The sequence below is a fragment of the Mucilaginibacter pedocola genome, from assembly GCF_002013915.1.
Classification (GTDB): Bacteria; Bacteroidota; Bacteroidia; order Sphingobacteriales; family Sphingobacteriaceae; genus Mucilaginibacter; species Mucilaginibacter pedocola.
In genome coordinates this window covers 84731-100597 of the sequence record NZ_MBTF01000002.1, presented here as the reverse complement: position 1 = coordinate 100597, position 15867 = coordinate 84731, and the positions used below count along the sequence as shown (strand labels likewise).

Sequence of the window (15867 nt, the reverse complement as noted above, 5' to 3'; positions counted from 1 at the left end):
TAGCAAAGGATATATTTTCCGTACCTTTGCTGCATGGAAATATTAGATCCATCTTTGCAATCATACCTCGATGCCCACCTCGACCCAGAGGCCCCCGAACTGCAAGCCATTAACCGCGAAACATATTTAAAAGTATTAAAACCGCACATGCTAAGCGGCCACTACCAGGGCCGGGTGTTGAGCATGCTGAGTAAAATGGTGCAACCCAAGCTGATACTGGAGATAGGCACTTTTACCGGTTATTCGGCTATTTGCCTGGCGGAAGGTTTAGCTGACGGGGGTATACTGCACACCATAGAAGTTAACGCGGAGTACGAGGAAATGCTCAATTCACATTTTAAACTGACAAATGTGGATAAAAAAATAAAGCTTCATATTGGGGCCGCAGAGGGCATAATAGCTGATTTTGAGGAAAATAACTTCGATTTAGTATTTATAGATGCGGATAAACGAAATAATTTGACTTATTTTGAGTTAGTATTTGACAAAGTAAGGCCCGGTGGGTTAATAATAATTGATAATGTTTTGTGGAAAGGCAAAGTGTTTGGTAACGAAAATGATACCGATACCGTAAACATCCGCAAACTAAATGAGCACATAGCTGTTAACACGAAGGTTGAAAAATTAATTCTTCCCGTTCGTGATGGACTATTGATCATCAGAAAAAAATAATTATGAAGAAACTCTTTACTGCTACTCTACTGTTGGTATCTGCGCTGGTTGCAACCACAGCAACTGTTTCGGCACAAAGCGCTCCACAATCATATGTTGATAAATTCAAAGATAATGCCATTCGTATCATGCACGAAACAGGCGTACCTGCAAGTATCATTTTAGGCGTTGCCATGCACGAATCTGCCAGCGGCAAGAGTGCTATAGCTCAAAACCTCAACAACCAGTTTGGTGTAAAAGGTGGAGGCACTGTAGTTTATTATAAACACAACAAAAAAGTTAAGACATCGTACAAGCGCTACGAATCTGTAATGGAATCTTTCCAGGATTTCGCCCGCATCATGACCGAGCGTAAACAATTCAGCCATTTGGCCGATAAACTTACCCAATACGATTATACCGGCTGGGCAAAAGGCATTCAACGCAGCGGTTATTGCAGCAGCCGCACCTGGGCATCGCAGGTAGTAGCCATCATCAAAAAATACAAACTGCACGACCTGGACGAAAAACCTGAAGAAAACGGAGCGACCGCCCAGTTAGCCGATAGTAACCAAAAATAATTTTCTCCCATTTTTGCCGTTCCATGTGAATGGCTTTTTGGTTATTTTCCGCTATGCGTAAATTCTGCATCCTCTTCGCTCTTGCTATTGTTTTCAATTCCTGCTCGGCACACAAAGGCACTATCAGCAGTAGCAAGGCCCGCAAAAACAATAAAGCCATTCAAAAACGCAACAGCGCGGCCATTGCATCGCACCGCAATATGTCGTCGTTGGAATATATCGACCGCTTTAAAGCCATCGCCATACAGGAAATGAATACCTACGGCATACCCGCCAGTATTACGCTTGCGCAGGGCTTGTTCGAATCGGGCGCGGGTAATAGCGATCTGGCCGTTGCCGCCAATAACCACTTCGGCATAAAATGTGGCAGTACCTGGACGGGCGAGAGCTATTATAAGGACGATGATAATACCAACGATTGTTTCCGCGTGTATGATAACCCCGAAGACAGCTACCGAGACCACTCAGAGTTTTTAAAGAAAAAGAATTACGCCAGGCTGTTCGAACTGGATAAAAACGACTATAAGGGTTGGGCCTACGGCTTAAAAGCAGCTGGTTATGCTACTAACCCCAAGTATCCGCAATTGCTGCTGAACATCATTACCAAATACAATCTCGACCAATACGACCGCCCCGAAGGCGAGATAGCCAAAATTAAACGTGAGGACCGCGTGCTGGATCAAATAAATAATAACATGAACCAGCCACAGGCCGATACCATAGTGAAGGAATCGCCGGATGATAAAATTTACACCGTAAAACAGGGCGATACACTATACAGCATCTCTAAACGTTTTGGTATCACGGTTGACGAATTGAGGGCATTAAACAAAATGAGCGATAACGGCATAAAAATTGGCCAGAAGCTTGTGGTTGTAAAATAGCTTGTTAAAATTTGTTAACGGCCGCCAAACGCGGCACCAAAACCAGTAGCTTTGACCCCTCAATGAAATTATGGACTTTCTTATTGCTTTGCGCTACGCAATTAACAGCCTTTGCGCAGCAAAAGGAGGTTACGGGTATTGTGTTTGATAAAGACAATAATACGCGCATTGCCAAAGTAAACGTACTCAACAGCACCACGGGCAAATCGGTTTACAATACATTTAAAGGCGAATTTATTATTGCAGCAAATATTGGCGATGTACTGATTTTCAGTAAACAAGAGTTTCACAGCGATACGCTGAAAGTGAAAGACCTTGCGGCACTTGCTGTTTACCTTAAACCCAAGGCTATTCAATTAAAGGAAGTAACCGTGCGTGATAGCGTACTGGGACCGAAGCGGAAATACCTGGCAACAAAAACCGATTTTAACCGGATATACGGCTCCATAGGTAACCGCGACCTGCTTTCTGTTGGGCAGGGTAGCGTGGGCTTTAGTATAGATGCTTTGTATAACATGTTTAGCCGAAGCGGCAGGAATGCCGAGCACCTGAAACAGATCATTGATAGGGATTATATGCAGGCGCAGATAGATTACCGTTTCAATAAATCGTTTGTGGCCGGGATAACGTTTTTGAAAGACCCGGAGCTGACGGACTTTATGTTTAAATACCGCCCAAGCTATAATTTGGTAACCACCGCCAGCGAATACGAGTTTGTAAAATACGTGCGCACCAGCTTTAAGCGTTATAAGCGCAACCCAAGGGCATTTGAGCTGGAGCCGTTGCCTCCGCAATACCTTGATGTGAAATGACGGGATGGTTGGTAACAGCGCGGTTTTTGAAACCCAACATAAATGCCATGGCGCTATTCCCTTTTATTTTGATTAGGGAAGATGCTATGCGAAACGATAAAGTTTTACTAAACCACGAGCGTATACATTTACGCCAGCAAGCCGAGCTATTGGTATTGCCATTTTACATTTTATACCTGCTGAATTATTTGCTAAGCCTCGCCCGCTACCGCAGGCATTACCCGGCGTACCGCAACATTTCTTTCGAGCGGGAGGCTTATGATAAAGAGGCGGATTTGCACTATTTAGGCCGGCGGAGATGGTATAACTGGCTGGCTTATTTATAAAACCACGCACATTAGTTACATTTTGTGCCTTGAAATAACAGATTTTTGCATTTTCTTTGCGTTATGTTGAAAACCGGTTTAAGATTAGTTCTCACACTTTGCTGCTCGGCCGTTCTGTCAGCCAATGCCCAAATAGCCGATACGGTAAAACGGGATACCGTTAAAATTGATACCAACCTGCTCAACAGGTACCGGCTATCGCCAAAAAAGAACTCCATAACGGTGACATTAAAACCGCTGCAGATACAGCCTGAGTACATACCCGTAACCATGTTGGATTATAAGGTAAGCTACTGGCGCAAGTTTATTACCCTTGGGCTAAACTTTAGCCAATCGGCCTTTAGTAGTAACTATGCAGCAGGGGGTGTAACTGCGGTTGCGTTGGGTGGTAATCTTATTTTCCGCAACGAGTATAATAAAGCACCGTTCAGCTATACATCAGAGTTGAACTTGCTTTACGGTAAATCAAAAAACAAAGGGCAAGGCGCGCGTAAAACCAACGACCGTATCTTCTTTGATAATAAGGTAGCTACCCAATTGTCTAAAAGTTGGTTCTTCTTCGGCTCGCTTAGTTTCGAATCGCAGTTTGATAAAGGTTTCCAGTACGATGCTGCCGGTGTAAATCCCCCGGTGCTGATATCTAACTTTATGGCACCGGGTTACGTAACCGAATCGCTCGGTTTTGAGTACAAGCCCAATAAATTCTTCGATCTGCGATTGGGTACAGGTACCGCCCGACAAACATTTGTATTGGATCAGGAAATATTTGCCGGCAAAGGCGTGGACGACGAGGCTTATGGTGTAAAAAATGGCAGAACAATACGTACCGATATCGCATTCCAGATGGTGGCCATATTTGATAAAGATATTGCCAAAAATATGCACTTAAATGCACGTTATGATATGTTCGTTCCTTATGGGCAGCCACTTGATAAAGTACGGCATAGGGTAGATGCACTATTGGCGGCCAAAGTTAACCGCCTGGTGAATGTATCTGTGAACGGAACCTTATTGTTCGATAAAAACACCGGGCAAAACGGTATACAAGGCACCGAAGGTCTATCATTAGGTGTACTTTACAAATTTCCGTGATGTTAAGAATTGCATAGATATTAAAACAGAAAACCCGGCTGCTTGGCCGGGTTTTCTGTTTTTGGTAGATATAGAGTGTAAGATGTTTAGCTTTTGCTATGTTTCCTTAACGATTGAAAATCGATATAGTATAGCACTTTCAACGAGAAGTTATTGTTCTGCGGCAAATTGAAAGTTTCATGCAGATTGTTTAGGTAACCCCTGTCTGTAGGCAAGTCGGTATTTACAGCGGAGTTTTTCCAGGCAATACTTAGCTCGCTGCCCGGTGTAAATTGCCAAACGTAAACCATGTCTACATTCCAGATATTTACGTTGCGGTCGTTGTGGTCAAAGTTGTTGGAAGTAAGGGGCGCCACGTATCCGTCTTTACCAAGGCTAAAAAACTCCTTATTATTTACTTTGCTCCAATAATGCCTCAACCGCAAGTTCAGCCCCATTATGCCGCTAAAGGTGTATTTGAGGTTGAAGATGTTTTCAACAGTATGCACATTTCTTAAGGCAAAAACGGGTTTATTAGCATCATCAAAAGTAGAGAAGCCCAGGTAGTTGATGCGGGGGCTGAAAGTGATATCCTCGTTAATAGAAAACTTATTGCTCAGGCGCAGGTTGAGGTAGGTTTCCAGGTCGTTACCATGGCCGCTATACCCATTCCATACCCAGGTATCGGAGTACCAAAAACCACCCGATACCATTTTAGAGCGGTTGGTGCTCAAATTCCAGTTGAGCATAAAGTTGCGTGGCGAACGGTACCGTTCGCCATTACGGGCCTCGTAAAAGTCGTTTCCTTCAAACCTGTAATGGCCGTTGATATTAGCCTGCCACAAATTTTTGAATGTGCCGAATCCTCCGAAGTTTTGATTGAAGTTTTGATAGTTTGATTCGTTAACCCGGCGGGAATAATAAGTATTGGTCCATACACCGTATTGCGTGAACAACTTTTTAGGCTTATAGTTGGTGTATTGCATATTAAGATTATGCTCCAGGTAGTTGTTGTTATTGTAAAAACCAAGGTCTTTACCTTCGTAATGGCTGTCGACCATATCCTGCCCAATATCCCAGGTAAAATTACCGGAGGATTTACCGCCAATAACTTCGTAGCTGTAGCCTGTGTTTGTTTTCATGCCGCCGCCATAAATATTGCTCATCATGGCGAAGCCGCGCAGCTTATAAGTATTCTTTTTATTATTCAGGTTATAAACAAAACCGCCTACATCAGCAGAATAGTCTTTATCAAAGCGGTTTACGTTGGTGTTAATAATCGTAATGGCGGAGTTGTTTTTCAGATTTTGGTCGAACACCAAAATGTTGTAGTTGGTAAGCGGGCTCGTTTGTACCTGCCTGCGGTTGCCCTGTTGGTCCTCTATAGTAGCATACGCAGTGTTGGTGATGGCATTAAAAACACCGATCCCGAGCCCTTTAGATGTACGACCCGATACTTTAATAGCGTTGAGCAGTTTTGTTTCGGTGGGGTTGCTAATCACCTCTTCGCCCGGGGCGAGATTGGCGTAAGCTGCATCATAACGTAAAGGAGCTCCACCCACCCTGCGGGAGTAAAACAGGTTGCCCTTATTGAACAACTCGGTGCCTTCCGTAAAAAATGGACGGTTCTCGTTATACTTTACTTCAAAGGGCGTTAGGTTAAGCACCTTGTTATCCGACTGTACCTGCCCAAAATCGGGTATCAGCGTTAGGTCTAATGTAAAAGCGTCGTTTATGCCGTATTTTACATCCATACCGCCATTTACCGATGCTTTTGTGTTTGGTACCCCCGCAGTATTGTAAGGGTAGTGGTTAACATAGGTAGAAAAGTAAGGGTAAAAGGATAAGCGCACCGGCGGGTCGAGCTTCTCTAACCCGGTTAAAATACCTTCCTGGTTTATAAAGCCGCTCATTTTGGGGTCTATCTCGTTCCAAAATAATTGTTGCTGTATGCGCTGGCGTTTGCGTATGAGGTTCATGCCCCAGGTTTGCACATCTTTTTTGGCAAAACGCAAAGCCGAATACGGGATACGCATCTCGGCGCTCCAGCCATGGCCGTCAACAACTACCTTGCTGGTCCAAACCGAATTCCAGTTAGGGTCTTCGGTATTGCCGTTGGCATCGGGCGGGGTATATTTAGCATCGAACTGGCTATTGGCCGATGTTACAAAAAAGCCGGTACCGTTTATGCCATCCTGGTAGGTATCAAATATTACTCCTATAAAATCGGCATTGCCCACGTTATCGCGTGTGGCAATTTCTTTGGCTACTTTGTCGCCGCTGGTTTCGTACATGCGGGCGCCAATGTAAATAGCATTGTTATCGTAAACTATTTTTACTTCGGTACGCTCTTCGGGTTTTTCGTGCACGCCCGCGTTGGGCTGCAGTTCCACAAAATCAGTAGCGAAGGGTACGTTTTGCCAGGCGGCATCGTCGAGCAAGCCGTCCATTTTGGGTGGCGTTTGGGTTTTTACAGCAACAAGTTTCTTTTTCTCCTTTTGTGCAAAGGCAGTAAGGCTTGTTGCGGCAAGTAAAATTGCAAGTAAAAAGGGCTTCATTTAGGGCTGTGATTAGCTATAAGATGTGCGAAGTTTGCAAAACGTTACACCTTGAGTTGTTAAATGTTGGTTAACGAGTGTTAAATGTTTGGTAGCATGCATACTATCGGGGGATAAAATATCTCCGGCTATCAGATAAAAGCCGGCGGCGTTTGCAGAAAATGGAGTATTTTGCCGCAGCCTATTTTCATAACCATGAAACTTAAACAACCTGCCATTATCGCGTTCCTGTGTTTATTCTTTTTTATTTCGGTAACCCGGGCACAAAACCGCTCCGTTATTATCCCGGGGAATATTAAACTACCGCAAGACTCGGTTATCAATAATTTGATCACTGCGCTGAACGGCTTTTTGGCTCAGAAGGACAAGCCAATTAAGAGTAATACAGCGATATTGAAAGACGAGTTTTTAGAGACGAGTGCCCTGCTGGATGAGATGATGGGCATTGAACAAAATGACGCCACCAAGGATGCGGCATTTTACAAGCCTTATTTGATAAACCTGGTTAAGCAGGATGCGGGTGTTTATGCGGTGCAACTAAGCTATATAGGCGTAGCAGATGGCTCGCCCCTGCTGAAAGCGACCTTTAGCCTGTTGGCAAAGAAAGTGGATGGGGTATTCTACTTTTACTCGCCGTTGAAACAAAACACTAAAGGTTGGCGAACGAAGAAGCAGGGAAATATCACCTTTAAATTTAAAGATGAGTTGGATGTTGCCGATGCAAAAGCATTTCAACAAAATGTGGCGCTGATAGACGGGAGGCTAAACGCAAATAAGCCTATTTTACAATATTACTGCGATAGCTTTTTAGAAGCACAACATTTGCTGGGTGTAGATTATAAGGCTGATTACGCCGGGGTTGTGAATAATAACCTCACGGCTAACAGCGACGAGCAAAGCCTCATAGTAAATGGATGGAGCTCCGGGCAGCACAGGTTCGACCCACATGACCTGTTTCACGACAGGTTGCGCACTGTAATGAGCAGCGAGGTGATCAATCGACCAGTTGATGAGGGCTGCGCATACTTATACGGCGGCAGCTGGGGTAAAAACTGGGCGGAGGTATCGGCTTTGTTTAATGCCTATGTAAATGAGAACCCAAATGCCGATTGGCTGCAGCTTTACCTTGATGGCAAAAACTATCAGAACGATGGTGGGAAGATCCTGAAAATATCATACATGATAAACGCGCTTATTGTGCAAAAGCTGGAAAAAGAAAAGGGCTTTGGCGCGGTGATGGAGTTATTAGCCTGTGGCAAAAGAGAACCCGGCGATGCCAATTACTTTAAAGCGCTGGAAAAACTCACCGGTATAAGCAAAGGCAATTTTAATACCGAGGTTGGCAAATTGGTGCATGGCAATTGATTTATTTTACCTGCACAGGTTTCTGCTTCAAAATCATACCTTTGTATCCTCAAAAATTAGGAATACGTAATGTTTGAAAATTTATCGGATAAGCTCGACAGGGCGTTCAAAGTACTGAAGGGACAGGGCTCGATCACGGAGATAAACGTGGCCGAAACCATGAAAGAGATACGTAAGGCCCTGTTGGATGCCGACGTTAACTATAAAACTGCAAAAGCATTTACTGACGATGTTAGGCAAAAAGCTATTGGTGCCAATGTATTAACATCAATTTCGCCGGGTCAGTTGCTTACCAAGCTCATGAACGATGAGCTGACCGAGCTGATGGGCGGCACCACTGCCGACATCGAGTTAAAAGCACAGCCTACCATCATCCTGATAGCCGGTTTGAACGGTGCGGGTAAAACCACATTTACCGGTAAGCTGGCCAACTACCTTAAAACACAGCGCAACAAAAAGCCTCTTTTGGTTGCCGATGATATTTACCGCCCTGCGGCGATAGACCAGTTGCAGGTATTAGGCCAGCAGATTGGTGTACCGGTTTATGCTAACCTCGAATCGAAAGACCCGGTGGCTATTGCATTGGAAGGTATTGCCCAGGCTAAAGCTAATGGCAACAATGTAGTAATTATTGATACCGCCGGCCGCTTAGCTATCGACGAAGCGATGATGGTGGAGATAGAGAAGGTAAAAGCCGCCACCAAGCCACACGAGATATTGTTCGTTGTCGATTCGATGACCGGTCAGGATGCGGTGAATACTGCTAAGGTGTTTAATGAACGCCTTGACTTTACCGGTGTGGTATTAACTAAATTGGATGGTGATACACGAGGTGGCGCAGCGTTGTCTATCAAATCGGTTGTTAATAAGCCTATCAAATTCATTGGTACCGGCGAGAAGATGGAAGCGTTGGACGTTTTCCACCCCGATCGTATGGCCTCGCGTATTTTGGGCATGGGCGACGTGGTATCGTTAGTAGAGCGTGCGCAACAACAATTCGATGAGAAAGAAGCTGCCGAGTTACAGAAGAAGATAAGGAAGAACAAGTTCGACTTTAACGACTTTTACAGCCAGATACAGCAGATCAAAAAAATGGGTAACATGAAAGATCTGATGGGCATGATACCCGGCGTTGGTAAAATGATGAAGGACGTGGAAGTGAGCGATGATGCTTTTAAAGGCATCGAAGCCATCATACAATCCATGACGCCGAAAGAAAAAGAAAACCCTGAAATTATTAACCAAAGCCGCCGCAACCGTATAGCCAAAGGTTCGGGCTCGAAGATAGAAGAAGTGAACCGCCTGATGAAGCAGTTCGACGATATGAAAAAGGTGATGAAACAAATGAGTAACCCTGCCGCCATGGCCAGCATGATGCGCAGGATGCCGAAAATGTAGAAAGGAAGCCCCCTAACCCCCTGAAGGGGGAATATAAAATTATAAGCCTCAGCAGAAATGTTGGGGCTTTTTTGTTTGATTTGGTATATTCACAGGATGAAACCTAAACTATTCATAATCGGCTTACTTTTAATAGGGAAAGCCTATGCGCAAGAAACGATTGCTATAGACGACCGGACCGCGACAAACGAAGTATATCATGTTTTAAAATCGGACAGCGCTACGCTGCAAGGAAAGTATACAAGGTTTTCACGCGACCTCAATCCAACTCCCGAGATAGAGGGATATTTTCGTAAGAATAAAAAAGACAGTGTTTGGCGGTATTATTCAGGATCGGCTGTTACGCTTGAGGCTTTTTATAAAGATGACGAAAAAGTTGGCACATGGACGGGTTTTGCCAGGGGGATGGAACGGCTTAAGTATGATTTCGCAAACAATAAACTGCTGGTGTTTTTCCCAACGGTTACTGATACCCTATTTAAGGTTACGGCAACTACCGACCCTACGCTGATTGTTGAACGCAAACCTATTTATGTGAATGGGATGCAAGCGTTGGTTAATTTTTTAAAAAAGCAGATCCGTTATCCCGCCACTTCAAGAGAAAATAATAAACAGGGCGAGATAATTATAAATGTGATGATCGACGAAAAGGGGAATGTCACAGATTACGTAGTCGCAAAAACATTAGATGCAATGACGGAAAAAGAGACGCTCCGTGTTTTCGGAAATTTATCCGACATGTGGATCCCCGGAATGGTAAATGGCAAGCCTGCAGCCACCATGGTGGAAATACCGGTGGTTTTTGCATTGGACGAACCGCGTGGTAAGAAATATAGGCCCGACCAGGTGATTGTTATCGGGGGCGTTTCCGAAAGATACCGCAGATAACACTAAGCCGGGAGATCTTCAAAACCCGTCAAGCCTAACCTGGTAATTCCAACCAACGGGCACAGCTATTTGTTCTATAATTTTTATATTTAAGCTATGAAACCTAACCTATTTATATTGTTGTGCTTACTGCCTTTTTTCGCCGCTGCACAAACCAGCGAACATGTAGTTGAAGATAATGCCAGAAGACTTAAAGAAAAATATTACGTTTTAAATAGCAACAATGAAATTAGGCAAGGCGAGTATAAGGCCTTTGGCAAATATTCCTCCCTTTTACAATCCGACGGGTTTTACAAAAACAACCTGAAAGACAGTGTGTGGCATGAATACAGTTATGCAGGTAAAGTATTACTGGAAGGAAATTATAAAGCCGGCGCAAGAACAGGTGAATGGTGTGCCTTCGACAATGACGGGCGGCTTTTGATAAAATACGACTACGATAAACAGGAACTACGGACATTGGCACCATTGGCTACTGATAGTACACTTTTATACCGGGTTGTAGGAAAAGAAGGAACAGCATTTTCTCGATTGGACCGGCCACCGATCTACCTTGATGGAGAGGTGTTATTTAAAGCAATAACCTCAAGAACTGTAACCTATCCGCAACAAGCCCGAGAGGCTTATAAAACAGGCACCGTAATTATTACATTCAATATTGGTGCTGATGGAAGCGTTTCTAAATATAAGGTAACAAAGGGCCTTGGCTTTGGTTTGGACGAAGCAGCGATGGTTGCTGTAAAAGCAGCAAACGGACAATGGCTGCCGGCCATAGCCCATGGTAAACCCGTAGCCATAGAATATGATGTGCCGGTAACATTCGCTTTAGGTGGGTATTGATTAAAACCCCTCCAACCTATCCTGGTAATTCCTGCCAACGGGCACAGCTATTTGTGCGCTTAATAAAACGCGGGTGCGCTCAACGGCTACAATCTTATTTTTGGCGATGATGTACGATTTGTGTATGCGCAGAAATTCACCCGCAGGCAATATGCTTTCAATGTATTTCAGCGTGCCTTTAGTTATTACCTTATCTGTTGGTGTATATACAATCGAATAATCTTTTAACGCCTGCACATAAGTAATATCGGCTATCCTAAGCTTAACGGTTTTGGTCCCGGTTTTAAAATAGATAAACTCCGGGGCTTCCGGCGCTATGTTTGGGGCTTCTTCTGCCGACGGTAGAGGCTCATCCTTTCGGTTAAATCGGTCGAGCGCTATTTTAAAGCAAACCGTTACCACCACGTACCATCCCGAGCTGATCATGTTATAAGGAATGTTATACCAAAAACCGCGGTGCCGCATATCCCCTATCACAAAGCCGAAAAGATACATATCATAAGCCCCCTGCAGCGCAACGTACACCACAATGGAACTTATCAGCAATAAAGCAAATAGCAAATACTTGCCTTTTGCAAAAAATCTCGGCACAAAAAAAGCCATATTAAGATAAGCCAATGCCATTAATAAACCTACTCTAACCGTTACACATCCCAAAAAATTAGGTAGCCCGGCTTTGTCTATCAGGTAGCGGCGCTCGTACAAAAACAGCAGGGTTATCACTACCCAAAACAGTAATTGCGGTATGAGTTGCCTGCTGGTAGCCTTGTTGTTTTCTGTAGCCATAAGTTGTTGATGTAAAAGTATAACTATTGCCGGGTAACCACTATCGGGGTGTATTGTTATTGGCCTACTATTGTTAGCGTTGGTCTACAAAACAAAAAATTGACGCATAAACCGCCCACCTTGCAGCATCAAATTTAAAAACCATGAACAGGCAAAAATTTATTACCTCGTTGATGCTTGGCCTGGCGGGGCTGGCCGCGTCGGCAAAAAAAGTATCATCGCTGGCACCTTCGCCCGAGGTTGGCGGCGGCTGCGATGGCTGCAATTTAATTTACGAGGGCATGCCCTCAAACTTATCCAACAAAGCTTACCTACCAGGCTGGACCGCAGGTGGGAAAAAGCTGATAGTAGAAGGCACCGTGTACCGCAAGGACGGGCATACCGTTGCGGCCAACGTTATTTTGTATATCTACCATACCGATAGCAAAGGATATTACAGTGCATCGCCCGGGCAGGTAAACGGTAAACGCCACGGGCACTTGCGCGGTTGGCTGAAAACCGGTTGCGATGGCAAGTATACTTTTTACACCACCATGCCCGCACCCTACCCCGAACGTAATAACCCGGCTCACATTCACCCGGTGATAAAAGAGCCCGGAATAAATGAATATTATATAGACGAGTTCCAGTTCGATAACGACCCATTACTTACTGATAGCCTTAGAAGTAAAACTGAGAACCGAGGAGGTTCGGGAATTATAAAGTTAAGCAAAAATGCATCGGGCATATTGGTTTGCAAGCGCGATATCATCCTCGGTTTAAACGTCCCATATTACAGATAGCATGAACGAACGGAATGGTAATATAGCATTGCTGATACTTCGCATAGGCATTGGAAGTATGTTTATTTTACATGGCTGGCCTAAATTACAAGGCGGCCCGGATGGGTGGCACCGCCTTGGGCAGAACATGCAATACCTTGGGATAAACTTTCTACCAACATTTTGGGGGTTTATGGCCATGGTTGCCGAGTTTTTTGGTGGAATGTTGTTGATAGCAGGAATTGCCGTGCGGCCAGCGGCTGCATTAATGTTTATAACAATGTTGGTTGCTGCTTTAAGTAACCTGGGCAAAGGTTATGGTTTGGAGGGTATTGTAGAGATAACAGAACTTGGCAGCGCTTTGCTGGCTTTGCTTATAGCCGGGGGCGGGCGGTATACGCCGGCTGATGTTGTAAATCAGCATATTAAAGGGCCGCGCTTGTAAAATTCCTACTACACATTACCATATTGTGTCCGAATTTTACAAAATTAGCGGTTAAACTTTTTACTGATCTTATGACCGTACCTACCCCCTTTAGCCGCGCGCTTATGGTTGCGCTGGCCGTTTCGGCATTTTCTGCCCAGGCGCAAAAAAAGCAGCTCACTACTGGGCAAATGCTCAAGAACGAGCCTAACAAAATTATTACCCCATTGCCCACTATATCAGGCTGGGCCGACGATAGCCATTACATAAAAGCAGCCACGGGCGGCAGGCGAGGCGGCGGCAGCAACGAAGGCGGAAGCAAACAGGTAGATGTGCTCACCGGTAACGAAACACCTTACACCCCACCCGCCAAAGACTGGAGCGTGAGCGTTAAGGATAAAGATATTTACCTGAAAAAAGCCGACGGTACCGAAACCCGTCTCACCAAAACATCCGACGAGGAGCAAAATCCCACCCTGTCGCCCGATAACAGCAAAGTAGCTTTCACCTTTGGGGGTAACCTGTACATATTGGATATTGCCAGCGGTAAAACTTCACAAATAACAAACGATGGTACCGATGTTATTTACAACGGTTATGCGTCGTGGGTTTATTACGAGGAGATATTAGGCCGCGGGTCGCGCTATAAAGCCTTTTGGTGGTCGCCGGATAGCAAAACGTTAGCCTGGATGCACTTCGACGATACCAAGGTTCCTATGTTCCCGCTATATAACTCCGAAGGGCAACACGGTTTTACCGAGTTAACCCGCTACCCGCAGCCCGGCGATGCCAACCCGAAAGTAAAGCTTGCATTTTACAATGTGCCGGGCAATAAAATTACATGGGCCGATTTTAACGAGAACGACGATACTTACTTAGGCACGCCTATATGGTCGCCGGATGGTACCGAGCTTTGGATGCAATGGATGAACCGCGATCAGAATAACCTGAAGCTTTATGCGGTTACACCGGCAACCGGTTCAAAAAAAGAGATTTACGACGAAAAGCAAAAAACCTGGATAAGCTGGTTTAAGGATGTTGATTTCCTGAAAGGCAACCAGGGCTTTATTGTGATGAGCGATAAAAGCGGCTGGATGCATATTTACTGGTACGGAATGGATGGCAAGCTAAAATCGCAGTTGACTAACGGCAACTTCACGGTAACCGGCATCCAGTACATCGACGAGAAGAACAAACAGGTATACTTTACCGCCCGCAAAGAGAACAGCGCACGTGTTGACCTTTACAAAACCAACTTTAACGGCAAGGGTTTAACCCGGTTAACGGCAGGCGAGTATAACCACTCGGTGTCAATGTCGCCGAAGGGAACTTATTTTACAGATACTTATTCCAATGTATCAACCCCAACAAAAATTGCGGTATTTAATAACAAAGGCAAACTGGTAAAAGAGGTAGCCGATAGTAAAGGTGCCGAGTATGCCGATTACGAGTTGGCAACTACAAAACTTATCCGCGTGAAAACGGCCGACGGTTTTGATCTGCCGATGACCGTTATGCTGCCATTAAATTACGACCCCAACAAAAAATACCCTGTAATGATCAGCATTTACGGCGGGCCTAACGCGGGCACCGTAATGGATACCTGGCGCTTTAGCGGCATGGCGCAGTGGTGGGCAAAAGAAGGCATGATACAAGTTGCCATGGATCACCGTGCATCGGGCCACTTCGGAAAGGTCGGCCAGAATTATATGTATAAAGACCTGGGCAAGTGGGAAATGAACGACTACATTGAAATGGTAAAATACCTGAAACAACAAAGCTATGTAGATGGCAGCAAAATATGCATCACCGGCGGTAGCTACGGCGGTTACGTAACTGCTTATGCCTTAACTTATGGTGCTGATTACTTCACCCACGGTATTGCCAACTTTGGCGTAATGGACTGGAGCCTTTACGATAGCCATTACACCGAGCGGTACATGGGTACGCCAAAAAACAACCCGGAAGGCTACAAAAGCAGTTCGGTACTAACACATACTAACAAACTTAAGGGCGTACTCCGCATAGTACACGGTACTATGGATGATAACGTTCACGCACAAAACAGCATTCAGCTAATAAGTAAACTGATGGACGAAGGCAAGCATTTCGAGTTTATGCTGTACCCCGGCCAACGCCACGGCTTCCGCGATAAAGCAAAAGCGGAGCATCAACAAATGGAAACGAACCGGTTCATCTATCAGTATTTGTTGGAGAAACCGGTACCGTCGGAGTTGGCAAGTAAGTAGCGCGACCAATTAACCGCAAAGGACGCAGAGAATTTGCAAAATGATTAGCGCAAAGAGCACAAAGCCTGTAACACCATTAAAAGGCTTTGTGCTCTTTGCGTTTTTTCTTTGCGACCTTTGCGCTTAAATAAAATGCCACGCTAACAGTCGATAAAATATAATTCGCAATATTTTGCATTTTCAAAATTAAATTTTACATTGCGTAACAAAACAAACAGTAGTACGTTAAACTAATTAAGAACGGTATAGTCTAACAGGCATACCAATTTGTTA

Annotated in this window: 15 protein-coding genes; 13 read left to right on the top strand and 2 right to left on the bottom strand. The window is 44.7% G+C overall.

Going from position 1 to position 15867, the window contains the following annotated elements:
- Positions 1-33: 33 nt before the first annotated feature.
- The 6 genes from BC343_RS04765 to BC343_RS04740 all read left to right on the top strand — a co-directional run bounded on the left by BC343_RS04765 (position 34) and on the right by BC343_RS04740 (position 4346).
- Positions 34-672, top strand: coding sequence for an O-methyltransferase (locus BC343_RS04765; RefSeq protein ID WP_078346595.1), 639 nt, complete (start codon positions 34-36; stop codon positions 670-672).
- 2 nt (positions 673-674) lie between these two features.
- Positions 675-1232, top strand: a complete 558-nt coding sequence (locus BC343_RS04760; RefSeq protein WP_078346594.1) for a glucosaminidase domain-containing protein — start codon at positions 675-677, stop codon at positions 1230-1232.
- A gap of 53 nt (positions 1233-1285) precedes the next feature.
- Positions 1286-2116, top strand: a complete 831-nt coding sequence (locus tag BC343_RS04755) for a glucosaminidase domain-containing protein (protein ID WP_078346767.1) — start codon at positions 1286-1288, stop codon at positions 2114-2116.
- A 62-nt stretch (positions 2117-2178) separates the two neighbouring features.
- Positions 2179-2928 carry a peptidase associated/transthyretin-like domain-containing protein gene (locus BC343_RS04750; protein WP_143822061.1) on the top strand — a complete coding sequence of 250 codons (750 nt, stop codon included), beginning with the start codon at positions 2179-2181 and terminating at the stop codon, positions 2926-2928.
- A gap of 26 nt (positions 2929-2954) precedes the next feature.
- Positions 2955-3254 carry a hypothetical protein gene (locus BC343_RS04745; RefSeq protein ID WP_238381699.1) on the top strand — a complete coding sequence of 100 codons (300 nt, stop codon included), beginning with the start codon at positions 2955-2957 and terminating at the stop codon, positions 3252-3254.
- Between the two features lie 63 nt (positions 3255-3317).
- On the top strand, positions 3318-4346 hold the full coding sequence (locus BC343_RS04740; protein ID WP_078346591.1) for a DUF3078 domain-containing protein: 1029 nt from the start codon (positions 3318-3320) through the stop codon (positions 4344-4346).
- An 86-nt stretch (positions 4347-4432) separates the two neighbouring features.
- Here BC343_RS04740 and BC343_RS04735 read toward each other — a convergent pair whose 3' ends face one another.
- Positions 4433-6883, bottom strand: a complete 2451-nt coding sequence (locus tag BC343_RS04735) for a DUF5916 domain-containing protein (protein WP_078346590.1) — start codon at positions 6881-6883, stop codon at positions 4433-4435.
- A gap of 195 nt (positions 6884-7078) precedes the next feature.
- Between BC343_RS04735 and BC343_RS04730 the strand changes: the two genes are divergently transcribed.
- The 4 genes from BC343_RS04730 (at position 7079) to BC343_RS04715 (ending at position 11374) form a co-directional block, all read left to right on the top strand.
- Positions 7079-8248, top strand: a complete 1170-nt coding sequence (locus BC343_RS04730; RefSeq protein WP_078346589.1) for a hypothetical protein — start codon at positions 7079-7081, stop codon at positions 8246-8248.
- A gap of 69 nt (positions 8249-8317) precedes the next feature.
- A complete protein-coding gene (ffh, locus tag BC343_RS04725) occupies positions 8318-9646 on the top strand; it encodes a signal recognition particle protein (protein WP_078346588.1) in 1329 nt (442 codons plus the stop codon).
- A 96-nt stretch (positions 9647-9742) separates the two neighbouring features.
- Positions 9743-10534, top strand: coding sequence for an energy transducer TonB (locus BC343_RS04720; protein ID WP_162276819.1), 792 nt, complete (start codon positions 9743-9745; stop codon positions 10532-10534).
- Between the two features lie 96 nt (positions 10535-10630).
- Complete coding sequence (locus BC343_RS04715; protein ID WP_078346586.1) at positions 10631-11374, top strand: energy transducer TonB; 744 nt, start codon at positions 10631-10633, stop codon at positions 11372-11374.
- Here the strand turns inward: BC343_RS04715 and BC343_RS04710 are convergent, their stop codons facing one another.
- Positions 11375-12160, bottom strand: coding sequence for a LytR/AlgR family response regulator transcription factor (locus tag BC343_RS04710; RefSeq protein WP_078346585.1), 786 nt, complete (start codon positions 12158-12160; stop codon positions 11375-11377).
- A gap of 143 nt (positions 12161-12303) precedes the next feature.
- On the opposite strand from BC343_RS04710, the gene BC343_RS04705 reads away from it, so the two are divergent.
- The 3 genes from BC343_RS04705 (at position 12304) to BC343_RS04695 (ending at position 15594) form a co-directional block, all read left to right on the top strand.
- Entirely contained in the window at positions 12304-12942 is a 639-nt protein-coding gene (locus tag BC343_RS04705) for a dioxygenase family protein (protein WP_078346584.1), read from the top strand.
- 1 nt (position 12943) lies between these two features.
- Positions 12944-13366: a DoxX family protein gene (locus BC343_RS04700; protein WP_078346583.1), complete on the top strand. Its 423-nt coding sequence runs from the start codon at positions 12944-12946 to the stop codon at positions 13364-13366.
- Between the two features lie 71 nt (positions 13367-13437).
- Positions 13438-15594 carry a S9 family peptidase gene (locus tag BC343_RS04695; RefSeq protein WP_143822060.1) on the top strand — a complete coding sequence of 719 codons (2157 nt, stop codon included), beginning with the start codon at positions 13438-13440 and terminating at the stop codon, positions 15592-15594.
- Positions 15595-15867: the final 273 nt, after the last annotated feature.

What these genes read in the sequence shown, in the direction of transcription:
- BC343_RS04765 (WP_078346595.1), top strand. Translation starts at nt 34, where the DNA reads ATGGAAATATTAGATCCATCTTTGCAATCATACCTCGATGCCCACCTC.
- BC343_RS04760 (WP_078346594.1), top strand. Translation starts at nt 675, where the DNA reads ATGAAGAAACTCTTTACTGCTACTCTACTGTTGGTATCTGCGCTGGTT.
- BC343_RS04755 (WP_078346767.1), top strand. Translation starts at nt 1,286, where the DNA reads ATGCGTAAATTCTGCATCCTCTTCGCTCTTGCTATTGTTTTCAATTCC.
- BC343_RS04750 (WP_143822061.1), top strand. Translation starts at nt 2,179, where the DNA reads ATGAAATTATGGACTTTCTTATTGCTTTGCGCTACGCAATTAACAGCC.
- BC343_RS04740 (WP_078346591.1), top strand. Translation starts at nt 3,318, where the DNA reads ATGTTGAAAACCGGTTTAAGATTAGTTCTCACACTTTGCTGCTCGGCC.
- BC343_RS04735 (WP_078346590.1), bottom strand. Translation starts at nt 6,883, where the DNA reads ATGAAGCCCTTTTTACTTGCAATTTTACTTGCCGCAACAAGCCTTACT.
- BC343_RS04730 (WP_078346589.1), top strand. Translation starts at nt 7,079, where the DNA reads ATGAAACTTAAACAACCTGCCATTATCGCGTTCCTGTGTTTATTCTTT.
- ffh (WP_078346588.1), top strand. Translation starts at nt 8,318, where the DNA reads ATGTTTGAAAATTTATCGGATAAGCTCGACAGGGCGTTCAAAGTACTG.
- BC343_RS04720 (WP_162276819.1), top strand. Translation starts at nt 9,743, where the DNA reads ATGAAACCTAAACTATTCATAATCGGCTTACTTTTAATAGGGAAAGCC.
- BC343_RS04715 (WP_078346586.1), top strand. Translation starts at nt 10,631, where the DNA reads ATGAAACCTAACCTATTTATATTGTTGTGCTTACTGCCTTTTTTCGCC.
- BC343_RS04710 (WP_078346585.1), bottom strand. Translation starts at nt 12,160, where the DNA reads ATGGCTACAGAAAACAACAAGGCTACCAGCAGGCAACTCATACCGCAA.
- BC343_RS04705 (WP_078346584.1), top strand. Translation starts at nt 12,304, where the DNA reads ATGAACAGGCAAAAATTTATTACCTCGTTGATGCTTGGCCTGGCGGGG.
- BC343_RS04700 (WP_078346583.1), top strand. Translation starts at nt 12,944, where the DNA reads ATGAACGAACGGAATGGTAATATAGCATTGCTGATACTTCGCATAGGC.
- BC343_RS04695 (WP_143822060.1), top strand. Translation starts at nt 13,438, where the DNA reads ATGACCGTACCTACCCCCTTTAGCCGCGCGCTTATGGTTGCGCTGGCC.